The organism is Tranquillimonas rosea, from assembly GCF_900111315.1.
In the GTDB taxonomy this organism is placed as follows: domain Bacteria; phylum Pseudomonadota; class Alphaproteobacteria; order Rhodobacterales; family Rhodobacteraceae; genus Tranquillimonas; species Tranquillimonas rosea.
This window is the reverse complement of record NZ_FOGU01000006.1, coordinates 108,612-135,426: the sequence shown is the minus strand read 5'-3', so window position 1 is coordinate 135,426 and position 26,815 is coordinate 108,612. Positions and strand designations below refer to the sequence as shown.

18 protein-coding genes and 2 tRNA genes are annotated in these 26,815 nt (G+C 68.0%); 6 read left to right on the top strand and 14 right to left on the bottom strand.

Translation table 11 applies throughout. From position 1 onward, the window contains the following. Positions 1–12: 12 nt before the first annotated feature. The 9 genes from murD to BMZ25_RS11560 all read right to left on the bottom strand — a co-directional run bounded on the left by murD (position 13) and on the right by BMZ25_RS11560 (position 10,925). Complete coding sequence (gene murD / locus BMZ25_RS11600; protein ID WP_092693748.1) at positions 13–1,413, bottom strand: UDP-N-acetylmuramoyl-L-alanine--D-glutamate ligase; 1,401 nt, start codon at positions 1,411–1,413, stop codon at positions 13–15. Between the two features lie 28 nt (positions 1,414–1,441). Then, a complete protein-coding gene (gene mraY / locus BMZ25_RS11595; RefSeq protein ID WP_092693746.1) occupies positions 1,442–2,527 on the bottom strand; it encodes a phospho-N-acetylmuramoyl-pentapeptide-transferase in 1,086 nt (361 codons plus the stop codon). After that, positions 2,527–3,972, bottom strand: a complete 1,446-nt coding sequence (locus BMZ25_RS11590; RefSeq protein ID WP_092693744.1) for a UDP-N-acetylmuramoyl-tripeptide--D-alanyl-D-alanine ligase — start codon at positions 3,970–3,972, stop codon at positions 2,527–2,529. Before BMZ25_RS11590 ends, mraY begins: the two co-directional genes overlap by 1 nt. Further along, positions 3,969–5,459, bottom strand: coding sequence for a UDP-N-acetylmuramoyl-L-alanyl-D-glutamate--2,6-diaminopimelate ligase (locus tag BMZ25_RS11585; RefSeq protein WP_092693742.1), 1,491 nt, complete (start codon positions 5,457–5,459; stop codon positions 3,969–3,971). The genes BMZ25_RS11590 and BMZ25_RS11585 overlap by 4 nt, the downstream gene beginning before the upstream one ends. Positions 5,460–5,476: 17 nt before the next feature. Beyond that, positions 5,477–7,270, bottom strand: coding sequence for a peptidoglycan D,D-transpeptidase FtsI family protein (locus BMZ25_RS11580; RefSeq protein WP_092693740.1), 1,794 nt, complete (start codon positions 7,268–7,270; stop codon positions 5,477–5,479). Then, positions 7,267–7,614 (bottom strand): cell division protein FtsL, encoded by a 348-nt coding sequence (ftsL, locus tag BMZ25_RS11575; RefSeq protein WP_092693738.1) that lies wholly within the window; start codon positions 7,612–7,614, stop codon positions 7,267–7,269. The genes BMZ25_RS11580 and ftsL overlap by 4 nt, the downstream gene beginning before the upstream one ends. Beyond that, positions 7,611–8,612 (bottom strand): 16S rRNA (cytosine(1402)-N(4))-methyltransferase RsmH, encoded by a 1,002-nt coding sequence (gene rsmH / locus BMZ25_RS11570; protein WP_092693736.1) that lies wholly within the window; start codon positions 8,610–8,612, stop codon positions 7,611–7,613. The genes ftsL and rsmH overlap by 4 nt, the downstream gene beginning before the upstream one ends. A gap of 4 nt (positions 8,613–8,616) precedes the next feature. Next, positions 8,617–9,111: a division/cell wall cluster transcriptional repressor MraZ gene (gene mraZ, locus BMZ25_RS11565; protein WP_177190453.1), complete on the bottom strand. Its 495-nt coding sequence runs from the start codon at positions 9,109–9,111 to the stop codon at positions 8,617–8,619. A gap of 707 nt (positions 9,112–9,818) precedes the next feature. Next, positions 9,819–10,925 (bottom strand): Mrp/NBP35 family ATP-binding protein, encoded by a 1,107-nt coding sequence (locus BMZ25_RS11560; RefSeq protein ID WP_092693735.1) that lies wholly within the window; start codon positions 10,923–10,925, stop codon positions 9,819–9,821. Between the two features lie 261 nt (positions 10,926–11,186). Here BMZ25_RS11560 and BMZ25_RS11555 point away from each other — a divergent pair, with 261 nt between their 5' ends. Further along, the gene (locus BMZ25_RS11555) at positions 11,187–11,408 is read left to right on the top strand and encodes a DUF1127 domain-containing protein (protein ID WP_092693733.1); all 222 of its coding nucleotides are present in this window, start codon (positions 11,187–11,189) and stop codon (positions 11,406–11,408) included. Positions 11,409–12,131: 723 nt separating this feature from the next. Here BMZ25_RS11555 and BMZ25_RS11550 read toward each other — a convergent pair. Then, on the bottom strand, positions 12,132–14,522 hold the full coding sequence (locus BMZ25_RS11550) for an ATP-dependent helicase (RefSeq protein ID WP_092693731.1): 2,391 nt from the start codon (positions 14,520–14,522) through the stop codon (positions 12,132–12,134). A gap of 290 nt (positions 14,523–14,812) precedes the next feature. On the opposite strand from BMZ25_RS11550, the gene BMZ25_RS11545 reads away from it, so the two are divergent. From BMZ25_RS11545 to BMZ25_RS11525, 5 genes are all read left to right on the top strand, one after another. Continuing rightward, positions 14,813–16,018, top strand: coding sequence for an alpha-hydroxy acid oxidase (locus BMZ25_RS11545; protein WP_092693729.1), 1,206 nt, complete (start codon positions 14,813–14,815; stop codon positions 16,016–16,018). A gap of 48 nt (positions 16,019–16,066) precedes the next feature. After that, entirely contained in the window at positions 16,067–16,738 is a 672-nt protein-coding gene (locus BMZ25_RS11540; protein WP_092693727.1) for a PAS domain-containing protein, read from the top strand. A gap of 111 nt (positions 16,739–16,849) precedes the next feature. Further along, the gene (locus BMZ25_RS11535) at positions 16,850–20,293 is read left to right on the top strand and encodes a pyruvate carboxylase (RefSeq protein ID WP_092693725.1); all 3,444 of its coding nucleotides are present in this window, start codon (positions 16,850–16,852) and stop codon (positions 20,291–20,293) included. Between the two features lie 98 nt (positions 20,294–20,391). Beyond that, positions 20,392–20,466 (top strand) — tRNA-Gly (locus BMZ25_RS11530). Positions 20,467–20,611: 145 nt separating this feature from the next. Next, positions 20,612–20,686: transfer RNA gene (locus tag BMZ25_RS11525), tRNA-Gly, on the top strand. Positions 20,687–20,701: 15 nt separating this feature from the next. Here the strand turns inward: BMZ25_RS11525 and BMZ25_RS11520 are convergent. The 4 genes from BMZ25_RS11520 to BMZ25_RS11505 form a co-directional block, all read right to left on the bottom strand. Beyond that, entirely contained in the window at positions 20,702–21,775 is a 1,074-nt protein-coding gene (locus tag BMZ25_RS11520) for an AbrB family transcriptional regulator (RefSeq protein WP_092693723.1), read from the bottom strand. Between the two features lie 88 nt (positions 21,776–21,863). Beyond that, positions 21,864–24,509 carry a TRAP transporter large permease gene (locus tag BMZ25_RS11515; protein ID WP_092693721.1) on the bottom strand — a complete coding sequence of 882 codons (2,646 nt, stop codon included), beginning with the start codon at positions 24,507–24,509 and terminating at the stop codon, positions 21,864–21,866. A gap of 28 nt (positions 24,510–24,537) precedes the next feature. Further along, the gene (locus BMZ25_RS11510; protein WP_092693719.1) at positions 24,538–25,524 is read right to left on the bottom strand and encodes a TRAP transporter small permease subunit; all 987 of its coding nucleotides are present in this window, start codon (positions 25,522–25,524) and stop codon (positions 24,538–24,540) included. 81 nt (positions 25,525–25,605) lie between these two features. Then, complete coding sequence (locus BMZ25_RS11505) at positions 25,606–26,688, bottom strand: TRAP transporter substrate-binding protein (RefSeq protein ID WP_092693717.1); 1,083 nt, start codon at positions 26,686–26,688, stop codon at positions 25,606–25,608. Positions 26,689–26,815: the final 127 nt, after the last annotated feature.

Here is a 26,815-nt window from a genome sequence, read left to right as displayed (position 1 = left end):
CCACGGGCCGGCCTATCCGGCCAGCCGGCGCACGCAGGCCGCGAAGTCCTCACCGCGCCGCTCGAAATCCGGGTACTGGTCGAAACTCGCCGCGGCCGGCGCCAGCAGCACGGTGTCGCCCGGCTGGGCGTCGGCGGCGGCGCGGGCCACGGCGGTCGCCATGTCGGTGCAGATCTCGTGCTCGGTCCCGTCCATCTGCAACGCGAAATCGCGCGCCGAGTGCCCGATCAGGTAGGCCTTGGTAACATGCCCCAGGTATTCCGCCGCCGCGCCGATGCCGCCGTCCTTGCCCAGTCCCCCGGCGATCCAGCGGATATTGGTGAAGGCGGCCAGCGCCTTGGCGGCGCTGTCGGCATTGGTCGCCTTGGAATCGTTTACGAAGCGCACGCCGCCGATCTCGGCCACCAGCTGCGAGCGGTGCGGCAGGCCGGTGAAGGTCTTCAGCGCCGGCTCGATCTCGCGCGGGCCCAGGCCGAGGCCGCGGACGGCGGCATAGGCGGCGCAGGCGTTCTGGTGGTTGTGGGCGCCCGGCAGGCCCTTCATCTCGCGCAGGTCGATCGAGGCGATCTGCCGGTTCTTGCGCCACTCGGACAGAAAGCCCTTGCGCGCCGCAACGCTCCAGCCCGGTCCCGAGAGCTTGCGCTCGACCGAGATGCGGATCAGCCGGTCGTCCTCGGGCGCCTCGACCAGCTGGTTGGCGAGGAAGCGGCCCTCGGGCTCGTCGACGCCGACGACCGCGCGGTCCGGCCCGCCCTCGGCGAAGAGCCGGCGCTTGGCGGCGAAATATCCCCCCTGCCCGCCGTGGCGGTCCAGATGGTCCGGCGTGAGGTTTGTGAACACCGCCACGTCCGGCGTCAGCGACCGCGCCAGGTCGGTCTGGTACGATGACAATTCCAGCACCACGATCCCGCCGTCGCCCGGCGGATCGATGTCCAGCACGCCCCGGCCGATATTCCCGGCCAGCTGGCTCTCGCGCCCGGACTCGGTCAGCAGATGGTGGATCAGGGCCGAGGTCGTGGACTTGCCGTTGGACCCGGTCACCGCGATCACCCGCGGCGGGCTCTCGAACCGGTGGAACCCGTCGGCGGCGAGCGAGCGGAAGAACAGGCCGATGTCGTTGTCGAGCGGCACGCCCGCCTCCATCGCGTCCGCGACCCAGCGGTTCGGCCTGGGATAGAGATGCGGGATGCCGGGGCTGACGATCAGGCTGGCGACGCCCTCCCAGGCCTCGCGCCGGGACAGGTCGTGCAGGGTCAGCCCCTGCTCCGCCGCGGCCTCGCGCGCCTCGGGACGGTCGTCCCAGCACAGCGGCTCGGCCCCGCCCGCGGACAGCCCGCGCGCCGCGGACAGGCCAGACCGGCCAAGCCCGAGGACGACCACGCGCCTGCCGGCAAAGCCCAATACGGGGATCATGCGCGGCCTCCCGAATGCGGCGCCGCCATCAGCGCACCTTCAGCGTGGCAAGGCCGATCAGCGCGAGAATCAGCGCGATGATCCAGAACCGGATGACGATCTGCGGCTCGGCCCAGCCCTTCTTCTCAAAGTGGTGGTGGATCGGCGCCATCAGGAAGACGCGCTTGCCCGTCCGCTTGAAGTACAGCACCTGCACGATGACGCTCAGCGCCTCGACCACGAACAGGCCGCCGACGATGGCCAGCACCATCTCGTGCTTGGTCGCCACCGCGATCGCCCCGAGCGCGCCGCCAAGCGCGAGCGAGCCGGTGTCGCCCATGAACACCGCCGCGGGCGGCGCGTTGTACCACAGGAAGCCAAGCCCCCCGCCGATCAGCCCTGCGGTGAAGATCAGGATCTCGCCCGTGCCGGGGACGTAGTGGACCTCGAGATAGTCGGTGAAGTCGACGCGGCCCACGGCATAGGCGATGACGCCCAGGGTGCCGGCCGCGATCATCACCGGCATGATCGCCAGCCCGTCCAGACCGTCGGTGAGGTTCACGGCGTTGGCCGCCCCGACGATGACGACCATCGCGAAGGGAATGAAGAACCACGACAGGTTGATGAGCGTGTTCTTGAAGAACGGCAGCGCCAGCTGGAGACTCAGCTCGGCGGGGTGGAACCAGCTGGCCCAGAGCGACGCCACGGCCGCGATCGTGAACCCGATGGCCAGCCGGCTCTTGCCGGACAGGCCGCCGTTGTTGTTCTTGGTGATCTTGGCATAATCGTCGGCAAAGCCGATGGCGCCGAACCCGGTCGTCACCACCAGCACCAGCCAGACATACGGATTGTCGAGCCGCGCCCACAGCAGCGTCGACACGAGAACCGCGCCCAGGATCAGGACGCCGCCCATCGTCGGCGTGCCCGCCTTCGTCGCCAGGTGCGTCTCGGGGCCGTCGGCGCGGATCGGCTGGCCGTATTTCTGCCGCTTTCGCAACAGGTTGATAAGCGGCGGGCCGAAGAGAAACCCGAAGACGAGCGCCGTGAAGAACGCTGCGCCGGCCCGGAAGGTGATGTAGCGGAACAGGTTGAACGCCCCGCCTCCATCGGAGAATTCCGTCAGCCAATAGAGCATCACGCGTCCCCTTCGGTTTCGGTCGGCTGCCGATGGCCCAATTTCCGCAGGGCGTCAACGACGAGGCTCACCCGGCTGCCCTTGGACCCCTTCACCAGCACGATGTCGCCCGCATCGACCAGCCCCGACGCATTCTTGGCAAGCTCGCTCGCGGTCTCGGCCCAGCGACCGCGACGCTCTTCGGGCAGGGCCGCGTGAAGCGCCCGCATCCGCGGTCCGACGCAATGGACCCGGTCGAGCCCCTGCATCGCGTCGAGCCCGGCCAGCGCGGCGTGCAGCTCCTCCTCGCTGTCACCGAGTTCCAGCATGTCGCCGAGAACGGCGATCCGCCGCCCCGCCTCGACACGGCCAAGACCGTGGACGGGCTCGGACGCCGACAGCACCTCGAGCGCGGCCGCCATCGAAGTGGGGTTCGCATTGAAGGCGTCGTCGATCAGCTCGAACGACAATTGTTCTTCGACGAGATCCATCACGATCTTCTCGCGCTGGCCCCGCCCCTCGGGCGCGCCCCAGGCGGCAAGCGCGCACAGCGCCCGCGCCCTGTCGGCCCCGATGCGGTGAACCAGCGCCAGCACGCCGAGCGCGTTCATCGCAAAGTGACGGCCCGCGGCGCCGACCTTCAGCAGCAGCGGCGTCCGCCATCCTCGCGCCCGCGCCACCGTGCTGTCGCGCGACAGGGTCACGTCGGTCAACCGGTGGTGGTTGCGTGCCCCCGTGCCGAAAGTCACGATCTGCGCCCCGGCGTCCCGCGCGGCGTCCAGTAGGATCGGCGTCGTCTCCAGATCTCCGTTGATCACCGCGAGCCCCCCGGGTTCCAGCCCCTCGAAGATCGAGGCCTTCTCGCGCGCGATGGCAGCCAGATCGTCGAACGCCGCGAGGTGCGCGGCGCCCACCGTGGTGATCATCGCCGCGTCCGGGCGGGCCATCCGTGCCAGCGGACCGATTTCGCCGGGATGGTTCATGCCGATCTCGACGATGGCGAACTCGGTGTCCTGCGGCATCCGCGCGAGGGTCAGCGGCACGCCCCAGTGATTGTTGAAGCTCGCCTCGGCGGCATGGGTCCGTCCCTGCGCGGAAAAGACCGTGCGCATCATCTCCTTGGTCGAGGTCTTGCCCACCGACCCCGTGATCGCGACCACCTTCGCGCCGGTGCGCGCCCGGCCGGCGCGGCCGAGATCCTCGAGCGCCGGCAGCACGTCGTCCACCAAAAGGAGCGGCGCGTCATCGGATACACCTTCGGGGATATGCGAGACCATGGCCGCCGCGGCGCCCTTGGACAGCGCGTCGGCCACGAATTCGTGGCCGTCCCGCGCGGCGGTCAGTGCGATGAACATGTCGCCCGGCCGGATCGAGCGGGTGTCTATCGACAGGCCGTCAACCTCGAAATCCTGCAGCGCCCGCCCGCCGGTGGCGGCAGCGGCGTCTGCCGCGGTCCACAGGGTCATGCGACGCGGCCGTCCAGCGCGGCGACGGCGACACTTGCCTGTTCGGCGTCATCGAAGGGATAGACGTTCTCGCCCACGATCTGGCCCGTTTCGTGTCCCTTGCCCGCGATCAGCAGCGCATCACCGGGGCCGAGCGCGTCGACCCCCCGCAGGATCGCCTCGGCCCGGTCGCCGACCTCGCGCGCCTCGGAATCGGCGGCGAGGATGGCGCTGCGGATGTCCTCTGGCTCCTCGGTGCGGGGATTGTCGTCGGTCACGATCCGCACGTCGGCACCGGTGGCGGCGGCCTTGCCCATCAGCGGGCGCTTGCCGCGGTCGCGGTCGCCGCCCGCGCCGTAGACCACGACAAGGCGGCCCATGACATGCGGGCGGAGGGCACGCAGCGCGGTGGCCAGCGCATCGGGCGTGTGGGCGTAATCGACAAAGACCGACGCGCCGTTCTCGCGCCGCGCGGCCAGTTGCATCCGCCCGCGCACGGTGTCGAGCTCGGACAGGGTATCGAAGACACGGGCCGGTTCCGCCCCCGCGGCGATGGCGAGGCCGGCCGACAGCATCACGTTCTCGGCCTGGAAACCGCCGATCAGGCCTAGCCGCGTCTGCTGCGTCACGCCGCCCAGGGAAAACCGCAGATCCTGCCCCGTCGCATCGAAGCGCTGTCCGAGGATGCGCAGCGCGGCGTCCTCGCTACGGCCCACGGTCAGAAGATCCTGCCCCCGCCGCTGCGCGACCTCGGCCATCGCCGGCCCCTTGGGATCGTCGAGGTTTATCACCGCCGTGCCGTCCTCGGGCAGGACGCGGGCGAAGAGCCCGGCCTTGGCGTTGAAATAGGCGTCGAAATCGGCGTGATAATCCAGGTGGTCCTGGCTGAAATTGGTGAACGCCGCGGCCCGCAGCGTCACGCCGTCCAGGCGCCGCTGTTCCAGCCCGTGCGAAGACGCCTCCATCGCGGCGTGGGTGATCCCGGCATGCGCCGCCTCCGACAGCAGCCGGTGCAGGGTGATCGGCTCGGGCGTGGTATGGGCCATCGGCGACTGCCACGCCCCCTCGACCCCGGTGGTCCCGAGGTTGACGGCGTCATAGCCCAAGGCACTCCAGATCTGCCGGGTGAAGGTCGCGACGGATGTCTTGCCGTTGGTGCCCGTCACCGCGACCGTCGTCTCGGGCTGGGCTCGAAACCACAGCGCCGCCGAGAAGGAGAGCGTCTGGCGCGGATCCTCGGCCAGCACCAGCGGCACGGACGATCCCCGCAACACGTCGGCCGCCAGCGCGGCGCCGGCGCGGTCGGTCAAGATCGCCCCTGCGCCCATGCGCAGGGCGATGCCGATATACTCGCCGCCGTGCACCTTGGTCCCCGGCAGCGCGGCGAACAGGTTGCCGGTCTCGACCGCCCGGCTGTCCACGGCGAGACCGGTGATCCGGGCCTCTCTGCCCTGCTGGGCGGTCAGGCCCAGTTCGGCAAGTGTGCTCACGCGCTCTGCCCCGGCCATGTCGTGCCCCCGATATCTCACCTACTTGCAGTGAGTGTTATCTCAGGTGCGAGGGGAGGTTCAACGTGCGGCCTGAGCCCGAGCAGCGGCGCGGTGCGCCGGATCACTTCGGCCGCGACGGGCACCGCCGTCCAGCCGGCGGTACGACGGGGCTGCTCGCCGGTGTTGTCCGAGGGCTCGTCCAGGGTCACGACCAGCACGTATTGCGGATCGTCGGCAGGAAACACGCTTGAGAAGGTATTGATGACCTTGTCGTTATAGTAGCCGCGCCCGTCCCGGCGGGGCTTGTCCGCCGTGCCCGTCTTGCCGGCCACCTGATAGCCTTCGACCTCGCCCAGCGATGCGGTGCCGTCTGTCACCACGCGCCGCAGCATCTTGCGGGCCGCCGCCGACACGCGCTCCGACACGACACGCGGGCCAGGCTCGGGGTCGGGATTCGCCAGAAGCGTCGGCGTCACCTTCGTGCCGCCGTTGAGCAACGAAGCATAGGCCGTGGCCAGGTGCAGCGGGCTTGCCGACATGCCGTGGCCGTAGGAGGTGGTGATCGTCACGATCTCGCTCCAGTTGGCGGGCAGGATCGGCTTGCCGGTGGGCCCCTCGACCAGTTCGATCGCAGTCGGCTCGAACAAGCCGAGGGATTCGAGGAAGTCCTGCTGCCGCTCGCCACCGATATCCAGCGCGATGTTGGCCGTGCCCACATTAGAGGATTTGGCGATCACGTCGCTCACGCTCAGGAGCGGACCGTAGTTCTTGCCCTGAAATTCCTTGATCGTGTAGCGGCCCCACTTCATCGGCGCGTCGGCATCCACCATCGTGTCAGGCTCGACGAGGCCAAGCTCCATCGCCTGCGACACGGCGAAGATCTTGAAGGTCGAGCCGAGCTCGTAGAGCCCCTGAACCGCGCGGTTGAACAGCGGGCTGTCGGATTGGTCGCCCTTGGTCAGCGGGCGCGGACGGTCATTGGGGTCGAAATCCGGCAGGCTCGCCAGCGAGATGATCTCGCCGGTGTCTGCATCCATCAGCACCGCTGCCGCGCCTTTTGCGTTCGTCAGCTTCATGCCGCCGTCGAGCACACGCTCCAGCGCCGCCTGCACGGTCAGGTCGAGCGACAGGCGCAGCGGCTGGCCGTCCCGCGCGGGGTCGCGCAACCAGGTGTCGAACGCCTTCTCGACGCCGGCGACACCGATGACCTCGGCCGAGCTCACGCCCTCTACGCCGTAGCTCGCGCCGCCCAGAACGTGAGAGGCGAGCCGGCCGTTGGGATAGAGACGCATCTCGCGCGGCCCGAACAGCAGGCCTGGATCGCCGATGTCGTGTACCTTCTGCATCTGTTCGGGGCTGAGGTTCTTCTTTATCCAGAGGAACTTCCGCTTACCGGTGAAGTCCTTGATCAGACGGTCGACGTCGAGATCGGGAAAGATGCCGACCAGCTCGTGCGCCGCCCGCTCGGGGTCGATCATGTGCGGCGGCTGCGCATAGAGCGAATGGGTCGACAGGTTCGTCGCCAGCACGCGCCCGCGCCGGTCGACGATGTCGGCCCGCCCCGCAAAGATCGTGTTTCCCGCGGTGCTTGCCCGCGGTTCTTCGACCGTGGTGCCTGCCAGTATCCCCATGCGGGCGCCGACGACCGAGAACGCGCAGAAGAAGAACACGGCCAGCACCAGAAGCCGCCCCTCGGCCCGGCTGCGCGCCTTGTCGCGCATCTCTTCGTGGCGCAGGCGCAGGTTCTCGCGCTCGATCGCGTCGGGGTTCTCGCCCCGGTTGCGCGCGTCGAGGATGCGGGCGAGCGGACGCAGAGGCGTGCGGATCATGGCTCCTGCCTTTCCTTAAAGCTGAGCGGAATGGGCTCGAGGGCCTCGGGCACCGGCGGCGCGGGATAGGCGATCTCTTCGACGCGGCCGAACTGCTCGGGCGCCAGCGGCATCAATTCGAGGCGCTCGAAGTTGAGATCGGCGAGGTCCCGCAGCCGGTCGGGGCGGTTGAGATAGGCCCATTCCGCCTTGAGAATCGACAAGGTTTCGCGGTTCTCGGCGATGTCGTCCTGCAGCCGCTCGACCTCGGCCAGAGCGGCCTGGGTCTTGTAGTTCTCGTGATAGGCCCAGAACGCGAGCCCCATCACGGCAAGGGCCGAAAGAACATAAAGAAACGATCTCATCGGACTGAAACCTCTCGTATATCGAACTTCGGCAGGCCGAGCCGGGTGCGGTCGACCGGCCCGGCGGGGGCATCGGTGCGGCGGCCCATGCGCAGCATCGCGGAGCGGGCGCGCGGGTTCCGGGCCATCTCCTCTTCGTCAGCGCCCACCGCCTTGCCCATCCGCTCGAACCGGGGGGCGACCTCTTCGGTCACGGGCGCATAGCGGTTCCCCTGCCCGCCGCCGTCCGTGCGCTCCTGGAAGAACCGCTTCACCACGCGGTCCTCAAGCGAGTGAAAGCTGACAACCGCCAGCACGCCACCGGGGCGCAGCGCCCTCTCGGCGGCTTCGAGACCGTCGACCAGCTGGCCGAACTCGTCGTTCACCGCGATCCGGAGCGCCTGAAAGGAGCGGGTCGCGGGATGGCTCTGTCCCGGCTTCTGGCGCGGCAGGCAGCCCGCCACGATCTCGGCCAGCCGCCCGGTCGTCTCGATGCGCCGGTCGGCGCGTGCTGCGACGATGGCCCGCGCGATGCGCCGCGAGGCGCGCTCTTCGCCGTAATGGAACAAGATGTCCGCCAGCGTCCCGTCCGGCAGGCTGTTGACGAGATCCGCGGCATCGGCCCCCTCGTCGCCCATCCGCATGTCGAGCGGGCCGTCCTTCTGGAACGAGAAACCGCGCTCGGGCTGGTCGAGCTGCATCGACGACACGCCGAGGTCGAGCACGACTCCGTCCACCGGACCGCCGGCATGCTGGTCGAGTTCCGAGAAAGTGCCCTCGATCAGCGTCAGGCGCTCGCCGTAATCGCCGGCCCACGCGCGCGCGGGGGGGAATACGGTCGGATCGCGGTCTATTCCGACGACATGCGCCGCGCCGGCGTCGAGCAGGCCCTTGGCATAGCCGCCGGCCCCGAACGTGCCGTCGACCCATACGCCTTCGACCGGTGCCGCCGCCGCCAGGAGAGGCCGCAGCAGGACCGGGATGTGGGGCGCTGACCGGGAAGGATCGGCCGCGGCCATGGCGTCAGTCCTCCTCGCCGTCGAGATAGACCTCGGGATCGACGTCGGGATCGAAATCCTCGTCCTCGCCGCCGTCGCCGATCGAGGCGTCGTAGGCCTCGGGGCTCCAGATCTCGAAGGTCTCGCCTGTACCCGCGAAGAAGGCCTCGCCGTTGAGCCCGATCTTTTCGCGCAGCTTCGCCGGCAGGACGAGACGCCCGGTCTCGTCGACCGAGGTGGGGTGGGCGTGGGTATGGTAGAGCCGCTGGAGCGCCTTGCGCTTCTTCGAGCCGCGCGGCAGCCGGCTGATCTTGGCGTCGATCTTCGCGATGCTGTCCATCGTGAAGCATTCGAGGTAATCGCGGGTCTCGCCACCATAGACGATGACGAGCTCGGGGTTCAGACCTTCGGTGAAGTTGGGATCGCCCGCTTCGAGCACACGGCGAAAGCCGGCGGGAATCGACACCCGGCCCTTCGTGTCCACCTTGTGGACGCTTTCGCCTCTGAACGCCCGAACCACGTGGCGCGGCTCCTCAACCTGCCCCCGTTACATGACCCCGGACACGAAAACGGCGGCCCGATCTGCTGCCATTGATCGGTCCGCCGCCCTCGTCCCGTCTCCGGGGTGGTCCGATTACGCGCGCCACCTGGGGGGATGTCTGCTCGCCCGCGCACCGGAACTCTTGTTTTCGGAAGAAGCTGTGCCTGTATGAAACCTGCTCAGTTTCTTGTTTTATCGTGATGCCTTGAGGTCTTGGGGTGCCTCTTGTGCGTCGCCGCTTCCGATGACCTATGGATGCCATGGGAGATTACGGGAAACAACGGGAAAGTGTGGGACCGGGTCGCTTTTGCCCTCAGGTAGGGCCCGCCCGTCGGCCGACCGCTACTGGTAGAGGGCCGGATTCTGGCACATATCGTTAAAATTTCTGAGAAGTGTCTATATCTTGCTTTTCAGACCCCCCGAACACAATATTCAGTTGTTGCGGAAAAGCACGCATCCCGGATCTACTTACCCGGCCCACAGCCTTTTAAGTGGACTCGCGGCAAGAAACAGGATCGGAAATCGACGCAGATTCCACGGAATCGGGCGAATCGCGCATCCGTGATGGAACCGCGATGCATGCGATCCCACTGATCTCCATGACTCAGCCGATTTCGAGGGTCATTTCCCATGAAGTCCCATGACCGGCGCCCATGCGATCCCATGGGCGCCCGCGACGGGTCTGGTCAGCCCATGCCTCCATCGATCATGCGGAGGGCCAGCGCGGCATAAGCGTCCGACTCCGGCCCATCGCCCGCCGCGACGGGAACGCCGGCATCGCCGGATTCGCGAACCGAAAGGCTCAAGGGCATGGCGCCCAGGAACGGGACGCCAATCTTTTCGGCCTCGGCCTTCACGCCACCGCTGCCGAAGATGTGGCTCTCGCCGCCGCAATGGGGGCAGACGAAGACCGACATGTTCTCGACCAGCCCGAGCACGCGGGTATTGAGCGTCTCGAACATGTTGAGCGCCTTGCGCGCGTCGAGCAGGGCCACGTCCTGCGGTGTCGACACCACCAGGGCCCCGGTGAGGGCCGTGCGCTGGCAAAGGGTCAGCTGCACGTCGCCCGTGCCCGGCGGCAGGTCGACGATCAGGACGTCCAGCTCGCCCCACTGGACCTGCCCCAGCATCTGCTGCAGCGCGCCCATCAGCATCGGCCCGCGCCAGACGACGGCCTTGTCCTGCTCGACCATCAGGCCGATCGACATCACCGTCACGCCATGCGCCTTGAGCGGGATGATCGTCTTGCCGTCCGGCGAGGCCGGACGCTCGCTGACACCCATCATGCGTGGCTGGCTCGGGCCATAGATGTCGGCATCGAGCAATCCGACTCGCCGGCCCTGCCGCGCGAGCGCCACCGCAAGATTCGCCGAGAGGGTCGATTTGCCGACACCGCCCTTGCCGGAGGCCACCGCGATGATGCGGTCGACGCCGCTCACCTTCTGCGGCCCGCTGTTCTGGGACGTGGGATGACGCCCCACCTTGAGCGACGGCGCCTCGCCCTTCGGTTCTTCGCGCTGGGGCTGCGGCGCCGACTTGTCCGCCGGCCCGTGCGCGGTCAGCACGACGGAAACTGACTCGACCCCCTCCAGCGCCCGCACCGCGCGCTCGGCCGACTCGCGGACCTCGCCGAGGGTCTTGGCGACCTCGGCATCGGGGGCCTCGATCACGAAGCGCACGGCACCGCCGTCGACCGACAGCGCGCGCACCATGTCGCGCGACACCAGGGTCCCTCCGTCCGGAAGGGAAATGTCGCGCAGCGTTTCGAGAATGTCGTCGCGGGTCGCACTCATGGCGTCGGTCCCTTGCCTAACAATCGGGACATAGGAAACATGACGTAGCGTCGACAACAAGCTGCGCCCGCCCCGTGCGCAATTTTCAGGCGCATTGCATGCAAATCGCACTCAGTCCCCATGCAGATGCTGCATGGCAGCATTGAGAAGTTCCGCAGTTGCGAAGCGAGGTCAGTGGCTTATTTTACTGACAACGCTAACGCAGCGCGGCGCAGAAAAAACATACTGCACCGCAGCAAGTATACAGAAAGGGGTTCCACTATGGCGTATGCCGACCCTCAGACCCGCCGCTACGACGCCACCCTGACCGGGTCGGCCGGCGGCATCATGGACAACCTGCAGGAGCGCTGGACGCGCTGGCGCCTGTATCGCCGCACGCTGACCGAGCTGCAATCCCTGACGACCCGCGAACTCGCGGATCTGGGGATCGGCCGCTCGCAGGTCCGCGGCATCGCGCTGGAAGCGGCCTACGGCCGCACCTGACATCGGTTCGGAGAGCCCCTCCTCCTCCCTGGGCTCTCTGTTAAGGCGGCGGCACCTATCCTCCTCCCGGGTGCCGCCGCACTGGAATACCGGGCCGAAAGGCCCAGAAACAACGCGAGCCCCTCTCCTCCTCCCTGGGGATCGCGTTTGCCGAGCGGCGGCACCTACCTCCTCCCAGGTGGCCGTCGTGCGGAACAGGCGGCGGCCCCCTCCTCCTCCCTGGGGTCGCCGTCCCGAATTTCCGGGCCCACTGGCCCTACCGAGACAGCGCGTTCCTCTCTCCTCCTCCCTGGGGGACGCGTTGAAAGAGCCGCGGCGTTCACCTCCTCCCGGACGTGCGCGGTTCCGAATACGGCGGCGGCCCCTCCTCCTCCCTGGGGTCGCCGCCCCGGAATAACAGGGCCGAAACGGTCCGACAGAGACAGCGCCGCGCCCCTCTCCTCCTCCCTGGGGCAACGCGTTGAAGAGCCGTCGCATTCACCTCCTCCCGGATGTGCACGGTTCGGAACATGGCGGCGGCCCCCTCCTCCTCCCTGGGGTCGCCGCTTTTTCCTTTGCGTAAATCCAATCACAACATTTGCCGCGGTATCACGTGGACATGGCCGATCGCGCGCCTCTCCCTCGCGCGACAGCCGACGACGGGCGCGGCATGCGGCGGTTTTCCTCCTCCTGAGCCGCCGCATGTCCGCCCAGATTTTCCTGTCAGGATGGTCGGCGCGTGGCCTAGAACGGCACGTCGTCCGCGTTCGCCGCGTCGACGACGAACTTGGCCACGACCTTCTTGTTGCCGGACTTCTCGAACGCGATGTCCAGCTTGTCGCCCTCGACGCCCTGCACTTCGCCATAGCCGAACTTGCGGTGAAACACGCGGTCGCCCTCGGAAAAGGACGAGACCGCCGTCGCATCGATCACCATGTTCCGGTTTTCACGCGGCTGGCTGACCGGCCGCTCGGCGCTGCGCGCCTGGAGGCGCCGCCAGCCCGGCGAGTTGTAGACGTTCGAGCTTGCCGCCCGCTCGTGCAGATCTGACCCGGCCTCCTGCTGCATCTTGGGCGACGCGCTGGCCGCCATGCCTGCGGCGCCGTAGCCGCCGCCATAGAGGCCCGGCGGCGTCAGCACTTCGACATGGCGCGAGGGCAGCTCGTCGATGAAGCGGGACGGCAGCGCCGACTGCCACTGGCCGAAGACGCGTCGGTTGGCCGCGAACGAGATCGTGCAGATTTCTTCGGCGCGGGTGATGCCGACATAGGCCAGCCGCCGCTCTTCCTCGAGCCCCTTGAGCCCGGATTCGTCCATCGACCGCTGCGAGGGGAACAGGCCGTCCTCCCAGCCCGGCAGGAACACCGCCGGAAACTCGAGCCCCTTCGCTCCGTGGAGCGTCATGATCGAGACCTTCGCGCCGTCGTCATCGGAATCGCGGTCCATGATCAGCGCAACGTGCTCGAGAAAGCCCTGCAGGTTCTCGAACTGCTCCAGCGCCTTCACCAGCTCCTTCAGGTTCTCGAGCCGGCCCGGCGCCTCGGGCGTCTTGTCGTTCTGCCAATGGGCAGTATAGCCCGATTCCTCGAGGATCGTCTCGGCCAACTCGATATGGCTGCCCTCGCCCGCGCGGACGGCGTCGTTCCAACGCGCGATGGCATCGACGAGGATCCGCAGCTCGGTCGCGCCCTTGCCGGTCAGACCCTTGTCCTGAAGCAGCAGGCGCGCGCCGTCGGCAAGGCTCACGCCCTGGCTGCGCGCCATGACCTGTATCTTCTGCTGCGCCTTGTCCCCGAGCCCCCGCTTGGGCGTGTTGACCACCCGCTCGAAGGCGAGATCGTCGTCGGGCGACACGGCCAGCCGAAAATAGGCCATCGCGTCGCGAATCTCCATCCGCTCGTAGAAGCGCGGGCCGCCGATCACGCGGTACGGCAGGCCGATCGTCAGGAACCGGTCCTCGAACGCGCGCATCTGGTGCGACGCGCGCACGAGAATCGCCATCTCGTCCAGCCCGACCCTGCGCATCCCGCGGGTGCCGCCGGCCATCGCCTCGATCTCTTCGCCGATCCAGCGGGCCTCTTCCTCGCCATCCCAGTGACCGATCAGCCGGACCTTCTCGCCCTCGGGCAGATCGGTGAAGAGCTCCTTCCCGAGCCGCCCCTGGTTGGCATCGATCACGCCCGACGCGGCGCCCAGGATGTGTGGGGTCGAGCGATAGTTCTGCTCCAGCCGCACGACCTCGGCGCCGGGGAAGTCCTTTTCGAAGCGCAGGATGTTGCCCACCTCGGCGCCGCGCCAGCCATAGATCGACTGGTCGTCGTCGCCGACGCAGCAGATGTTGCGGTGTCCCTGCGCGAGGAGCCGCAACCAGAGATACTGCGCGACGTTGGTGTCCTGGTACTCGTCAACGAGGATATAGCGGAACCAGCGCTGGTACTGCGCCAGGACGTCCTCGTGCTCCTGGAAGATCGTCAGGACGTGCAGAAGAAGATCGCCGAAATCGACCGCGTTCAGGGCCTTCAGCCGCTGCTGGTAGTAATCGTAAAGTTCCGTGCCCCGGTGATTGAACGCCGACGCCTCGGACGCGGGCACCTTGTCGGGGGTCCAGGCGCGGTTCTTCCAGTGGTCGATCAGCCCCGACAGCTGCCGCGCCGGCCACCGTTTCTCGTCGATGTTCTCGGCCACGATGAGCTGCTTGAGCAGCCGAATCTGGTCGTCCGTGTCGAGGATCGTGAAGTTCGACTTGAGCCCCACCAGTTCGGCATGGCGGCGCAGCAGCTTGACGCAGATCGCATGGAACGTCCCCAGCCACGGCATCCCTTCGACCGTCTGGCCCAGAAGGCGGCCCACACGCTCCTTCATTTCGCGCGCGGCCTTGTTGGTGAAGGTCACCGAAAGGATCTCGTTCGGCCGCGCCCGTCCGGTGTTCAAAAGATGCGCGATCCGAGTGGTCAGCGCCTTGGTCTTGCCCGTCCCCGCCCCGGCCAGCATGAGGACAGGCCCGTCCAGCGCCTCGACCGCGCGCCGCTGCGCCGGGTTCAGGTCATCGAGATAGGGCGCCGGCCGGGCGGCCATCGCCTGCGCCGACAGCGGGACGGCGTTCTCGAACGCGTCATCTTCGTCGAAACTGCTCATGCCCGGAACCTAGCCCATTCGCACCCGCGCGAAAAGTCCGCGTTCGTGTTGTGTTCCACAACCCCAAAGCGAAATTTTTCCCACCCGTCTCGCCAAGGGCGATCCACGTGCTAACCTAGCCGGTGAGGCGCGCCGGACGACAGCGTCTCACCGCTTTGCCGGCAACGCCCGCGCCGAACGGTTTCTCCTCCCGGCCGAACGGCCATTCCGGCGCGCCTCCCCAGCAATCGGCCGATCGAGGCCCCGACCGGTGCCTTCCCCGCCCCGGCGTGCCGCGCTATGAGATCCGCATGGATCTCGACCTTTCGCATCCCGCCATCTCAGACCTGCGAGACCGCGCGCGCCGCCGGCTGCCCCATTTCGTGTGGGAGTACCTGGACAGCGCCACGGGGGATCAGTCCTCGCGCAACCGCTCCGAAGAGGCGCTCGACTCGGTCGTCCTGCGCCCCGCCATCCTGGCCGGCGCGCCCGAGCGCGACACCGCGACCCGCCTGCTGGGCCACGAGTACGCGCTGCCGGTCGGTCTTGCGCCGGTGGGCATGTCCGGCCTCGTCTGGCCCGATGCCGAACGCCACCTCGCGCGACTCGCCGCCGAGCAGGGCCTGCCGTTCTGCCTGTCCAACGTGGCCGCAGAGACGCCCGAGGACATCGGCCCCGAGACCGGCGGCCGCGGCTGGTTCCAGCTTTATCCGCCGGGCGATCCGGAAATTCGCCGCGACCTGATGCGCCGCGCGAAGGACGCCGGGTTTCACACGCTGATCCTGACCGCCGACGTGCCGGTGGCCAGCCGCCGCGAGCGCCAGCGGCGCGCGCGTCTGTCGAACCCGATGAAGGTCACCGCACCGATCCTGGCGCAGATCGTGCAGAAGCCCGCCTGGGCGCTCGGCATGGCGCGGATGGGGATGCCGCGGCTCAAGACGCTGGAGCCCTACGCCAAGGGAGGCGCCGGCGGCGCGCGCCCGTCGACCGAACATATCGGCTATCTGCTGCGTTGCGCGCCCGACTGGGACTATCTCCGCGCGGTGCGCGACGAATGGGACGGGCCGCTCGTGGTCAAGGGCGTGCTGGACCCCGAGGCCGCGCAGCGACTCGCCGGTCTGGCCGATGCCGTCTGGGTGTCGAACCACGGCGGACGACAGTTCGAGGCGGCCCCGGCACCGGCGGCGATCCTGCCCGCGATCCGCGAGGCCGTCGGCCCGGACATGCCGGTGATCGCCGACGGGTCGATCCGCTCGGGGACGGACATCCTGCGGCTCATGGCGCGGGGGGCGGACTTCGTGATGATCGGGCGCGCGGTGCATTACGGGCTGGCCGCGTTCGGCCCGGCGGGGGCGGCCCACGCCATCCATGTCCTGCGCGAGGGGCTTCTCGCCGACATGGGGCAGATGGGCCTCGCGACCCCGTCCCAGTCGCGCGGCCGCGAGATGCCCCTGCCCGCGCCGACCGGGATCGGACGCCGCGCCGCGGAATGTGGTTTGGCATTTACGAGCGGTTAACTACTTTCGCGCGAGGATCGGGCATCATTCTTCGGAACGTCCCCGCGCATGTACACCACTCCTGATCTGAAAGAGCTCCGCTTCGCCCTCGACTCGTCCCAAGTCCCGATGTTCGCCGCCGAGCGGCCATCGTCACGGGACCCGTTCGAGTTCATTCACGTCAACCGCGCCAACGTCGCCGAATCCGGCATCGAGGCGCGCATGCTGGTCGGAAAGACGCCCGACGACGTCCTGCCCCCGCCACAGGCACGCGCGGTCATCTCGCGCTACGACGACTGCCTGCGCCGCCGACAGCCGCTTCGCTATGTCGAGCACATCGATCTCGGCCGTGGCCCGCGCCTGTGGAGCGTAACGATCCAGCCGGTGCACGGCGCGGCGGGCTGGGAACGGATCGTCGGCTCGGCGATCGAACTGCCCCGGGAACACGACACGCACCATCTCGAGCGGGCGCTCGACGACGTGCGCTTCCTGAGCGCGCAGGCCGACATGCAGATGGCCCAGCTACAGCACGGCCTCGATATCCTCAGGGACGACGCCGACCCGGCGCTGGCCGACCGGCTGGATCGGCTGATCCGCCTGTGCCGCGGGCTGGAACGGTCCGTGGCGGATCTTCGTGATGCGTCCTCGGCAAGTGAGTTGCCCGACACCTCGTCCCCTGCCCCGACCTCGCATAGCATGACGGTGCGGGTGCTGGCCGAGGCCAGCGTGCGCGACATCTAGGCGGCCCCGTCGACCCACCGCCCGGCACCCCGCGCCGGGCGGAGTTTACCGTTGCCGCCCCCCGCACTAGGCTGCATGCTGCAGTTGCAAAAGAAAGCGGGGACCTTGCCGATGGCCGAATTCCAGAAGATCCTGATCGCGAACCGGGGCGAAATCGCGATCCGCATCATGAGGGCGGCCAACGAGCTGGGCAAACGCACGGTCGCCGTCTACGCCGCCGAGGACAAGCTGTGCCTGCACCGCTTCAAGGCGGACGAGGCCTACCTGATCGGCGAGGATCTGGGACCGGTCGGCGCCTATCTCTCGATCGAGGAGATCATCCGCGTCGCGAAGATGTCGGGCGCGGACGCGATCCACCCCGGCTATGGCCTGCTGTCCGAGAACCCGCATTTCGTCGAGGCCTGCCGCGAAGCCGGCATCACCTTCATCGGCCCCAAGTCCGAGACCATGCGCGCCCTGGGCGACAAGGCCAGCGCCCGGAAGGTCGCGATCGAGGCCGGCGTGCCCGTCATCCCCGCCTCCGAGGTGCTGGGCGACGACGAGGACGAAACCGCCCGCGTGGCCGAGGAGGTCGGCTATCCGATGATGCTCAAGGCCAGCTGGGGCGGCGGCGGCCGGGGCATGCGCCCGATCCTCAAGCCCGAGGAGCTGCAGGAAAAGGTGCGCGAGGGCCGACGCGAGGCCGAGGCCGCGTTCGGCAACGGCGAGGGCTATCTCGAGAAGATGATCCAGCGCGCGCGCCACGTCGAGGTGCAGATCCTGGGCGACAGCCAGGGCAACATCTATCATCTCTGGGAACGCGATTGCTCGGTCCAGCGCCGCAACCAGAAGGTCGTGGAGCGCGCGCCGGCGCCCTACCTCTCTCACGCGCAGCGCGAGCAGCTCTGCAACCTCGGCCGCAAGATCGCCGAGCAGGTCGGCTACGAATGTGCCGGCACCATCGAATTCCTGATGGACATGGACACCGGCGAGTTCTTCTTCATCGAGGTGAACCCGCGGGTCCAGGTCGAGCACACCGTGACCGAGGAGGTCACCGGCATCGACATCGTCCGCGCCCAGATCCTCATCGCCGAGGGCAAGAGCCTGGTCGAGGCCACGGGCGTCGCCACCCAGTACGACGTCGAGCTATCCGGCCACGCGATCCAGTGCCGGATCACGACCGAGGACCCGACCAACAACTTCATCCCCGACTACGGCCGCATCACCGCCTACCGGGGCGCGACGGGCATGGGCATCCGGCTGGACGGGGGGACCGCCTATTCCGGCGCCGTCATCACCCGTTACTATGACTCGCTGCTGGAAAAGGTCACCGCCTGGGCGCCGACGCCCGAGGCCGCGATCGCGCGCATGGACCGCGCCCTGCGCGAGTTCCGTATCCGCGGCGTCAGCACCAACATCGACTTCGTCATCAACCTGCTGAAGCACCCGGTCTTCCTGAATAACGAGTACCACACGAAGTTCATCGACCAGACGCCCGAGCTCTTCGACTTCAAGCCGCGGCGCGACCGGGCGACGAAGATCCTCACCTACATCGCCGACATCACCATCAACGGTCACCCCGAGACCGAAGGGCGGAACAAGCCATCGCCCGACGCGCGCATCCCCCGCCCGCCCAAGCCGCGGGTCGACACGCCGCCGCGCGGGGCCAAGCAGATCCTCGAGGAACAGGGCGCGCAGGCGGTGGCCGACTGGATGCTCGAGCAGCCCCAGCTGCTGATCACCGACACCACGATGCGCGACGGCCATCAGTCGCTGCTGGCCACGCGGATGCGCTCGATCGACATGATCCGGGTCGCGCCGACCTATGCCGCGAACCTGCCGCAGTTGTTCAGCGTGGAATGCTGGGGCGGCGCGACCTTCGACGTCGCCTACCGCTTCCTGCAGGAATGTCCCTGGCAGCGCCTGCGCGACCTGCGCCGCGCGATGCCGAACCTGATGACGCAGATGCTGCTGCGGGCCTCCAACGGCGTCGGCTACACGAACTATCCCGACAACGTCGTGCAGGGTTTCATCGCCCAGGCCGCCGACTCGGGCGTCGACGTCTTCCGCGTGTTCGACTCGCTGAACTGGGTCGAGAACATGCGCGTGGCGATGGACGCGGTCGTCGACAGCGGCAAGGTCTGCGAGGGTGCGATCTGCTATACCGGCGACCTGCTGGACCCCGAGCGCTCGAAGTACGACCTGAAGTACTACGTCTCAATGGGGCAAGAGCTGAAGGCCGCCGGTGCGCACGTCCTGGGGCTCAAGGACATGGCCGGCCTGCTGAAACCGGCCTCGGCCCGGATTCTGTTCAAGGCGCTGAAGGAAGAGGTCGGCCTGCCGATCCACTTCCACACCCACGACACTGCCGGGATCGCCGGCGCCTCGATCCTCGCCGCCGCGGATGCCGGCGTCGACGCGGTCGATTGCGCGATGGATTCACTGTCGGGCAACACCAGCCAGGCCACCTTGGGCACCATCGTCGCCGCGCTGTCCCATACTGAGCGTGAGACCGGGCTGGACATCGGGGCGGTGCGCGAGATCTCGAACTACTGGGAAGCGGTGCGCGGCTATTACACCGCCTTCGAATCCGGCATGCAGGCCCCCGCCTCAGAGGTCTACCTACACGAGATGCCGGGCGGGCAGTTCACCAACCTCAAGGCGCAGGCGCGCTCGCTGGGGCTCGAGGACCGCTGGCACGAGGTCGCGCAGGCCTATGCCGACGTGAACCAGATGTTCGGCGACATCGTGAAGGTGACGCCGTCGTCGAAGGTCGTGGGCGACATGGCGCTGATGATGGTTAGCCAGGGCCTGACCCGCGCGGATGTCGAGGATCCGAAGAAAGAGGTCACCTTCCCCGACAGCGTCATCGACATGCTGCGCGGCAATCTCGGCCAACCGCCGGGCGGCTGGCCCCAGTGGCTGCTGAAGAAGGCCCTGAAGAACGAGAAGGCCTATACCGACCGTCCGGGCAAGCACCTGAAACCGGTCGACTTCGAGGAGAAGCGGCAGGAGCTGCAGGCGAAGTTCGAGGATATCGACTTCGACAACGAGGACCTGAACGGGTACCTGATGTATCCCAAGGTGTTCACCGACTACGTCGCGCGGCACGAGGAATACGGCCCCGTCCGCACCCTGCCCACCGGCACCTTCTTCTACGGCATGGAACCGGGCGAGGAAATCTCGGCCGAGATCGACCCCGGCAAGACGTTGGAAATCCGCTGCCAGGCGATCGGCGAGACTGACGAGGACGGAATCGCCAAGGTCTTCTTCGAGCTGAACGGCCAGCCGCGCCTGATCCGCGTGGCCAACCGCAAGGCCGGCGCCTCGACCGGGGCCAAGCCCAAGGCCGAAGTCGGCAACCCGAACCACCTGGGCGCGCCGATGCCGGGCGTCGTCGCCTCGATCGCCGCGCAGCCCGGCGCGTCGGTCAAGCAGGGCGACCTGTTGCTGACCATCGAGGCGATGAAGATGGAAACCGGCATCCACGCCGAACGGGACGCGACCATCAAGGCCGTGCATGTCTCGCCCGGCGCGCAGATCGACGCCAAGGACCTGCTCATCGAGCTGGAATGAGCTCGCGCCGCCCCCGGACGGGACAGGTTTCGGGGGCGGCGAAATTTTCACTTGCAGGCCCCGCACGGCCACGTTACTCACCGCCTCACCCAACGGATGCGGGCGTAGCTCAGGGGTAGAGCATTACCTTGCCAAGGTAAGGGTCGTGAGTTCGAATCTCATCGCCCGCTCCAATTTGGGACCTCCCCACAGGACCGGAAAACACGCAGCCACCGCGCTGTCGCGCGTGCCATTTTCCCGCGGAAACCTGTTGTTTTTCTCGCCAATCCCCCTTGCAGCCTCCGGCCACGCGCGATACCTACCGCCTCACCCACGGACGCGGGCGTAGCTCAGGGGTAGAGCATTACCTTGCCAAGGTAAGGGTCGTGAGTTCGAATCTCATCGCCCGCTCCATTTTCCAGCCGAAGATCATCGCTGGGCCGCATCGCGGCCGATCACGTACTTGCCGACCGTCGTGATCTCCAACACCGTCAGCACGATCCGGAACAGGTGATGCACCGTCACGAAGGCGGGGTTCACCGACAGCGACAGCGCGATCAGCCCCATCTCGATCACGCCGCCGGGCGTCAGCGAGATCAGCAGCACGTCCCACGGCTCGCCGGTGAGCAAATGAAGCGCCTCGGCGATCGCGGCCCCGATGGCCAGCATCATCGCGACGCCCACCACGGACAGCTTCAGCACGCGCCACAGCAGGTCGCGGGTCACCCCGATGAAGCGCACGCCCAGCGACACGCCGATCACCACCTGCGCCACCTGCGTGACCCAGTTCGGCGGGTTCAGCTCGATCAGCCCCGCGCCTGACCCGATTCCGGCCAGCAGCATCGGCCCGCTCAAGGGCGCCGCCGGAAGACGCAGGAGCAGCCCCAGGACGCTGCCCCCTGCGCAAAGCACCAGGAGGATCGGCAGGCTCGACAATTCCGCCGCGCCGTGGGCGAAGCCCTCGCCCGCGGACGACCCGAGCGCCCGGCCATAGACCAACGACATGCCCAGCGGCAGAACCGCGACCACCAGGATGATCCGCAGGAAGTGGTGCAGCGTAAGCACCCGCACATCGGCCCCCGCCGCCTCGCCCAGCGTGATGCTCTCAAGAAGGCCGCCGGGCGAGCCGCAGAAGAACGCGGTCGCGCGGTCATAGCCGCCCATCCGGCGGAACAGCATGTAGCTCAGAGCATGGGCGGTGATGACGAAGACCGCCACCCCGGTCAACGTCATGCCCAGTTGGGGGATGCGGTGGACGAACTCGGGATCGACCTGCGCCCCGATCATCGCGCCGATCACGCCAACGAAGGCAAAGCGGAAGGGCTGCGGGAACTTGTAGTCGTCGGGAAAGAGCCCCGGCGCGAATCCAACGAGCACCGCAGAGCCCAAAAGCGCGCCCAGAAGATACGGAATCGGCAGATGCGCCAGGGCGGCGCACACGCCGCAGAGCGCACCGACAGCGATCGCGAGGGCCGTCGCCTTGAGCACGGGGCGGGACGGCATGCGAGGTCGGAACGTAAGCATTCCCGACGCTTACTCCCGCCGCGCGGGAGACACCAGAGGGGGCGGGCCGGCCCGCCCCCTGCCCGCTCTAGAAGTTCAGCGAGATGTCGCGGTGGTCCGACTTGCAGGCGGCGATCTCCAGCGCCTGCTCCCGTGGCAGCCGCGGCAGGCTGCGCAGGCCGATGGTGGTGCGGATCGCCCGCTCGTACTCGGCCAGCGCCGGGGCCAGCTCGTCCGCGGCGCGGTTCCGCCATTCCACCTCCGAGCGCAGCAGCTGCACCGCTTCATCCACCGACTCGCGCGCGGCGGCCGGATCGGGCTCGCGGTCGTCGATGTCGCGGCGCGCATCCGCCAGCAGCCCGCGGATGTCGTCGGCGCCGGCGACCTCTCCGACCCGGCTCTCGACCTCGCCGAAACGCTGGTCCGCGGTCTCGCCATCCATCGCCTCAAGGTCGGCGTCCTGCAGGCCGGCCACCTCATCCTCCAGCGCAGCGAGCGCATCGGCGTCCGCGATGATCGCCTGCAGGCGCGGCACCGGCTCGTAGGCGTCGTCCACGGTCCGGCGATAGGTCAGACGGGCGCGGCGCTCTTCGTCGGTAAGCGTGGCGAACTCGGCATGCACGTCGTCCCAGCCCTCGGGGATCTGCGACTGGATCGCCTCGCGCTCGGATTGCAACTGTTCCAGCGTCGCCTCCTGCGCCTCGGTATCGCCAAAGCCGCGGCGGATCCGGGTCTCCAGCTCTTCGATCCGCTCCGAGAGCCCGCGCACCTCGGACTGAAGGTCGCGCACCATCGTGTGCTGCGGCCGATACTCCGGCGCGGCAGCGGCCACCGCCTCTTCGGCGGCGCGGATCTCGTCCATCAGCGTGAAGGACTCGCGCGCCGCCTCGATGCCGTCGGCGAACTCGTCGCGCAGGTCCTCGGGCAGATAGGACAGGTCGAGCGACGCAGCGCGGTCGATCGCGGCGCGGATGTCGTCGCCCCGCTCGTCGAAGGTCTCGGCGACGTAGTCCTCCATGCAGAATTGCAGTGCCGGGTTCACCGGCGGCGGCGCGGTCTCTGCCAGCAGAGAGGTCCGGTTCGGCAGGTAGTTCACCAGCGGCGGGTTGAAGGCGACGATCAGCAGGGCGATCAGCTGCAGCCCGATGAAGGCCACGACCCCGCGATAGATCTGGATCGTCCGGACCGCCGCCGGCGCTACGCCCCGAAGGTAGAACAGCGCGAAGCCGAAGGGCGGGGTCAGGAACGAGGTCTGGATGTTGAGGCCGATCATCACGCCCAGCCACACGGCGGTGACGTTGGCGGCCGGATCGGCCAGCAGGATCGGCGTCACGATGGGCACGACGACCACGGCGATCTCGATGAAGTCGAGGAAGAAGCCCAGGACGAAGATCACCGCCATGACGATGACGAACTTGCTCCAGAACCCGCCGGGCAGCCCGTTCAGGAACTCGCGCACCAGTTCTTCGCCGCCGAAGGCGCGGAACGCCGCCGTCAGCATCGCCGCGCCCAGCAGGATGATGAACACCAGAGAGGTCGTCTTGGCCGTCTCGACCATCGTTCCGGTCAGCGCGTCGTCCTGGCGGAAGGTGCGCCACCCGCTCCAGACGATCGACACCAGCAGCACGGCGACGCCGATCGCGGCCAGCGTAACGCCGAAGGCGTCGGCCTCGCTCTGGATGTTTCGGACGTTGGTGTCGTAGTTCGCCACCACCACGACGATCAGCGCCAGCGCGGCAATTGCCATGAGCGCCGGCACGAACCGCAGCGGTCCGCCGGGATGCAGCCTGTATCCCGCCATCACCATCGCGCCCACGGCCCCGATCGCGCCCGCCTGGTTCACGGTCGCGACGCCCATGATGATCGAGCCCAGCACCAGCAGGATCAGCGCGAGCGGCGGCACCATCGCCAGCAGGACGTCGCCAAGGAACTTGGCGTCATAGCGCCCCTCGTAGGGCACCGCGGGGGCCAGCCGCGGACGGATCAGCGCCAGCCCCAGGATGAAGAGGATGTAGAGCCCCACCAGCACCAGCCCCGGCGCCAGCGCGCCCAGGAACATCTCGCCGGCGCTGGTCGAGGTGACGGCGAACTCGGTCGGCATCGAGAATTCGCCGGTGACCTCCTTGAACAGCGCCTGCCGCGCCTGGTCGGCCTGGTCGGTCGCGCTGGCAAGCTGGTCGGCCAGGATGATGAGCACGATCGAAGGCGGGATGATCTGCCCCAGCGTGCCCGAGGCCGCGATCGTCCCCGAGGCAAGCGCGTTGGAATAGCCCGAGCGCATCATCGCCGGCAGCGAGATCAGGCCCATCGCCACCACCGTCGCCCCGACGATCCCCGTCGTCGCGGCCAGCAGCGTGCCCACCAGCACGACCGAGATGCCGAGCCCACCCGGCACCGGCCCGAAGAGCTGCGCCATCGTGACCAGCAGGTCCTCGGCGATCTTCGACCGCTGCAGCATGATGCCCATGAAGATGAACAGCGGAATGGCGATCAGGGTGTCGCGCTCGGGCTCCCAGTAGACCCCGCGCAGGTTGGTGACCCCCGCGCTTAGCCATTGCGACGGCCCGCCCGAGGCAAAGAACGCATCGGTCGATCCGGCGAACAGCCACCCCGCCCCTGCGGCGAGCAGGACGGTGAGGATCGCGGCACCGGGCAGCGAGAACGCGACCGGATAGCCGGACCCCAGCGCCCCCGCCATGATGACGATGAGCAGGACGAGAAAGAAGATCTCCATCGGGGACGGTCCCTCGTGGTCTGTCGGATCACATCATGTCGGCGTGCGCATCGCGCGCGCCGGGCTCGCCGCGCGTGTCCGCGACGGCATCGAAGAGCTGCGCCACGAACTGGATCAGCATGGTGACGGCAAAGAGGCCGAGGAAGCCGGCCATGAAGTACTTCACGTACATCCCGAAGCCGGACTGCGTCACCTCGAAGACGAGGATCGGGCTGACGATGACGCTGTTGGCGGTGCCGCATCCGATGATCAGCACCGTCCAGCACAGCAACATTCCCAGCAGGATCGACCCCGCGGCGTTGACGCGGCCCTTCTTGGCGCGGGCCATCCCGGCATAGAACAGGTCGACCCGCACATGCCCGTCCTCGAGCAGCGTGTAGGCCGAGGCGAACAGGAACAGCGCGCCGTACCAGAACCGCACGAGATCGGCCATGAAGGCCTGCTCGTAGGAAAAGACGAAGCGCGTCAGCACGATCACCAGTTCGGCCGCGACCACCAGGAGCGCGAGCCAGATGAAGCCCAGCGACCGGGTGAACGCGCCGATGACGATGCCCAGCACTACCAAGGGCGCGTGCACGAACGTGCCGCGGAACTGCGAGCGGCCCAGATCGCTGGCGAGGTCCCCGCCGACCCAGGCCTCGAGCATCCCCTCGACCCGGAGAAACGAAATCAACGCATCCCCGAGCCCGACGAGCAGCACGATCCAGAACGCCGCGCGCACGATGAAGGTGTTGATCGCGGTCACCAGCGCCGCGTCGGCGCGAAGGCCCCGGTGCGAATTGGCGCCCACGCCCCCCACGGCCAGGGCGACGGCCGCGGCATAGGCCACCGCCTGCAGCGCGGCCAGAAGCACCGTGCCCCCGCCATCACCGCTCCACAATCCGCTGAGGCCGGGAAAGCCCATCCAGAATGTCAGGACGACGTTGACCAGATAGGCGGCCAGGACCGCCAGCATGACCCAGCCGAACAGGCGTGTCCGGACCGCGCGCGTCGGCGTGTCGGCGAAAAGCTCCATGGCGGCTCAGTCTCCCGCTGGCAGGGGCCGGGCGATGCGTTGCGGGGCCGGGACGTTTGCGCCCGGCCCCGCACGCGTCTCTCAGAGGTCGAGGAAGCGGTTGCGCTTCGCGACATACGGCGCATCGGCCAGCGCGGCCCAGGCCCCCACCTGGTCCCGTGCGGCCAGCGCGCTGTCGATGATCTCGGCCGCCAGCGCGCTGTGATCGCGGGTTTCCTCGATCACCTCGTTCGAAGCCTCGCCGAGCGCCTCGTAGATGTCGTCGTTGAACTCACGCAGCTCGACGCCGTACTCGTCCAGCAGTCGCTGGAGATAGACGCCGTTGTTGGCGTTGGTCTCGGCGGCCTGGCGGGCGTTCTCCTCGTTGCAGGCGGCTTCGATGAGGTTCTGGTCATTGGCCGAGAGGCCCGACCACCATTCCTTGTTCATCCCCAGCGTCAGCTGCGTGCCCGGCTCGTGGAAGCCCGGCCAGTAATAGTACTGCGCCGCCTCGTAGAGCTTGAGGAAGAAGTCGTTCCAGGGACCGACCCACTCGGTCGCGTCGATCGCGCCCGAGACGAGGTTCTCGTAGATCTGCCCGCCCGGGAGCGACACCGGCGACGCGCCGACCTTGGCCATGACGTCCCCGCCGAGGCCCGGAATACGCATCTTCAGGCCGCGCAGGTCATCGGGGCTGTTGATCTCCTTGTTGAACCAGCCGCCCATCTGCACGCCGGTATTGCCGCAGGCAAAGCCCTTGAGGCCGAATTCGTCGCCCAGCTTGTCGTGCAGCTCCTGGCCGCCCATGAACTTCATCCAGGCGTCCATCTCGGTGTAGGTCAGGCCGAAGGGGATCGCGGCAAAGGGCGCCCAGCCGGCATGCTTGCCTTTCCAGTAGTAGTCGCCGGCGATGTAGCCCTGCGCGTTGCCGCTCGCGACCTCGTCGAAGCTGTCGAACGCGCCGACGCGCTCGCCCGCCGCGAAGTACTGCACCGCGATGCGGCCCTCGGTCAGCTCCTCGATGCGCGCGGAAAGACGCTGCGCGCTTGTGCCGAGACCGGGAAAGTCGCGGCCCCAGGTCGACACGATGACCATGTCGGTGCGCGACTGCGCCAGCGCGGGGGTGGCCAGCGGCGCGGCGGCGGCGCCGAGGGCGGCACTCGTAAGAAACTTGCGGCGTTCCATTGTGGGGTCTCCTCCTCCTGTTGGACTGTGCTCCGCTTCGCGGATGTCTTTTTTTCTCCTCCCGCAACGCGGGTCCGTTCACGACAGGTATCGATACGAACACGATCCGTCGCGTCAACAACGGGTT

What these genes read in the sequence shown, in the direction of transcription:
- mraY (WP_092693746.1), bottom strand. Translation starts at nt 2,527, where the DNA reads ATGCTCTATTGGCTGACGGAATTCTCCGATGGAGGCGGGGCGTTCAAC.
- BMZ25_RS11510 (WP_092693719.1), bottom strand. Translation starts at nt 25,524, where the DNA reads ATGGAGCTTTTCGCCGACACGCCGACGCGCGCGGTCCGGACACGCCTG.
- BMZ25_RS11590 (WP_092693744.1), bottom strand. Translation starts at nt 3,972, where the DNA reads ATGACCCTGTGGACCGCGGCAGACGCCGCTGCCGCCACCGGCGGGCGG.
- BMZ25_RS11555 (WP_092693733.1), top strand. Translation starts at nt 11,187, where the DNA reads ATGGCGTATGCCGACCCTCAGACCCGCCGCTACGACGCCACCCTGACC.
- BMZ25_RS11550 (WP_092693731.1), bottom strand. Translation starts at nt 14,522, where the DNA reads ATGAGCAGTTTCGACGAAGATGACGCGTTCGAGAACGCCGTCCCGCTG.
- BMZ25_RS11535 (WP_092693725.1), top strand. Translation starts at nt 16,850, where the DNA reads ATGGCCGAATTCCAGAAGATCCTGATCGCGAACCGGGGCGAAATCGCG.
- BMZ25_RS11545 (WP_092693729.1), top strand. Translation starts at nt 14,813, where the DNA reads ATGGATCTCGACCTTTCGCATCCCGCCATCTCAGACCTGCGAGACCGC.
- ftsL (WP_092693738.1), bottom strand. Translation starts at nt 7,614, where the DNA reads ATGAGATCGTTTCTTTATGTTCTTTCGGCCCTTGCCGTGATGGGGCTC.
- BMZ25_RS11515 (WP_092693721.1), bottom strand. Translation starts at nt 24,509, where the DNA reads ATGGAGATCTTCTTTCTCGTCCTGCTCATCGTCATCATGGCGGGGGCG.
- BMZ25_RS11505 (WP_092693717.1), bottom strand. Translation starts at nt 26,688, where the DNA reads ATGGAACGCCGCAAGTTTCTTACGAGTGCCGCCCTCGGCGCCGCCGCC.
- BMZ25_RS11540 (WP_092693727.1), top strand. Translation starts at nt 16,067, where the DNA reads ATGTACACCACTCCTGATCTGAAAGAGCTCCGCTTCGCCCTCGACTCG.
- BMZ25_RS11580 (WP_092693740.1), bottom strand. Translation starts at nt 7,270, where the DNA reads ATGATCCGCACGCCTCTGCGTCCGCTCGCCCGCATCCTCGACGCGCGC.
- murD (WP_092693748.1), bottom strand. Translation starts at nt 1,413, where the DNA reads ATGATCCCCGTATTGGGCTTTGCCGGCAGGCGCGTGGTCGTCCTCGGG.
- rsmH (WP_092693736.1), bottom strand. Translation starts at nt 8,612, where the DNA reads ATGGCCGCGGCCGATCCTTCCCGGTCAGCGCCCCACATCCCGGTCCTG.
- BMZ25_RS11520 (WP_092693723.1), bottom strand. Translation starts at nt 21,775, where the DNA reads ATGCCGTCCCGCCCCGTGCTCAAGGCGACGGCCCTCGCGATCGCTGTC.
- BMZ25_RS11585 (WP_092693742.1), bottom strand. Translation starts at nt 5,459, where the DNA reads ATGGCCGGGGCAGAGCGCGTGAGCACACTTGCCGAACTGGGCCTGACC.
- BMZ25_RS11560 (WP_092693735.1), bottom strand. Translation starts at nt 10,925, where the DNA reads ATGAGTGCGACCCGCGACGACATTCTCGAAACGCTGCGCGACATTTCC.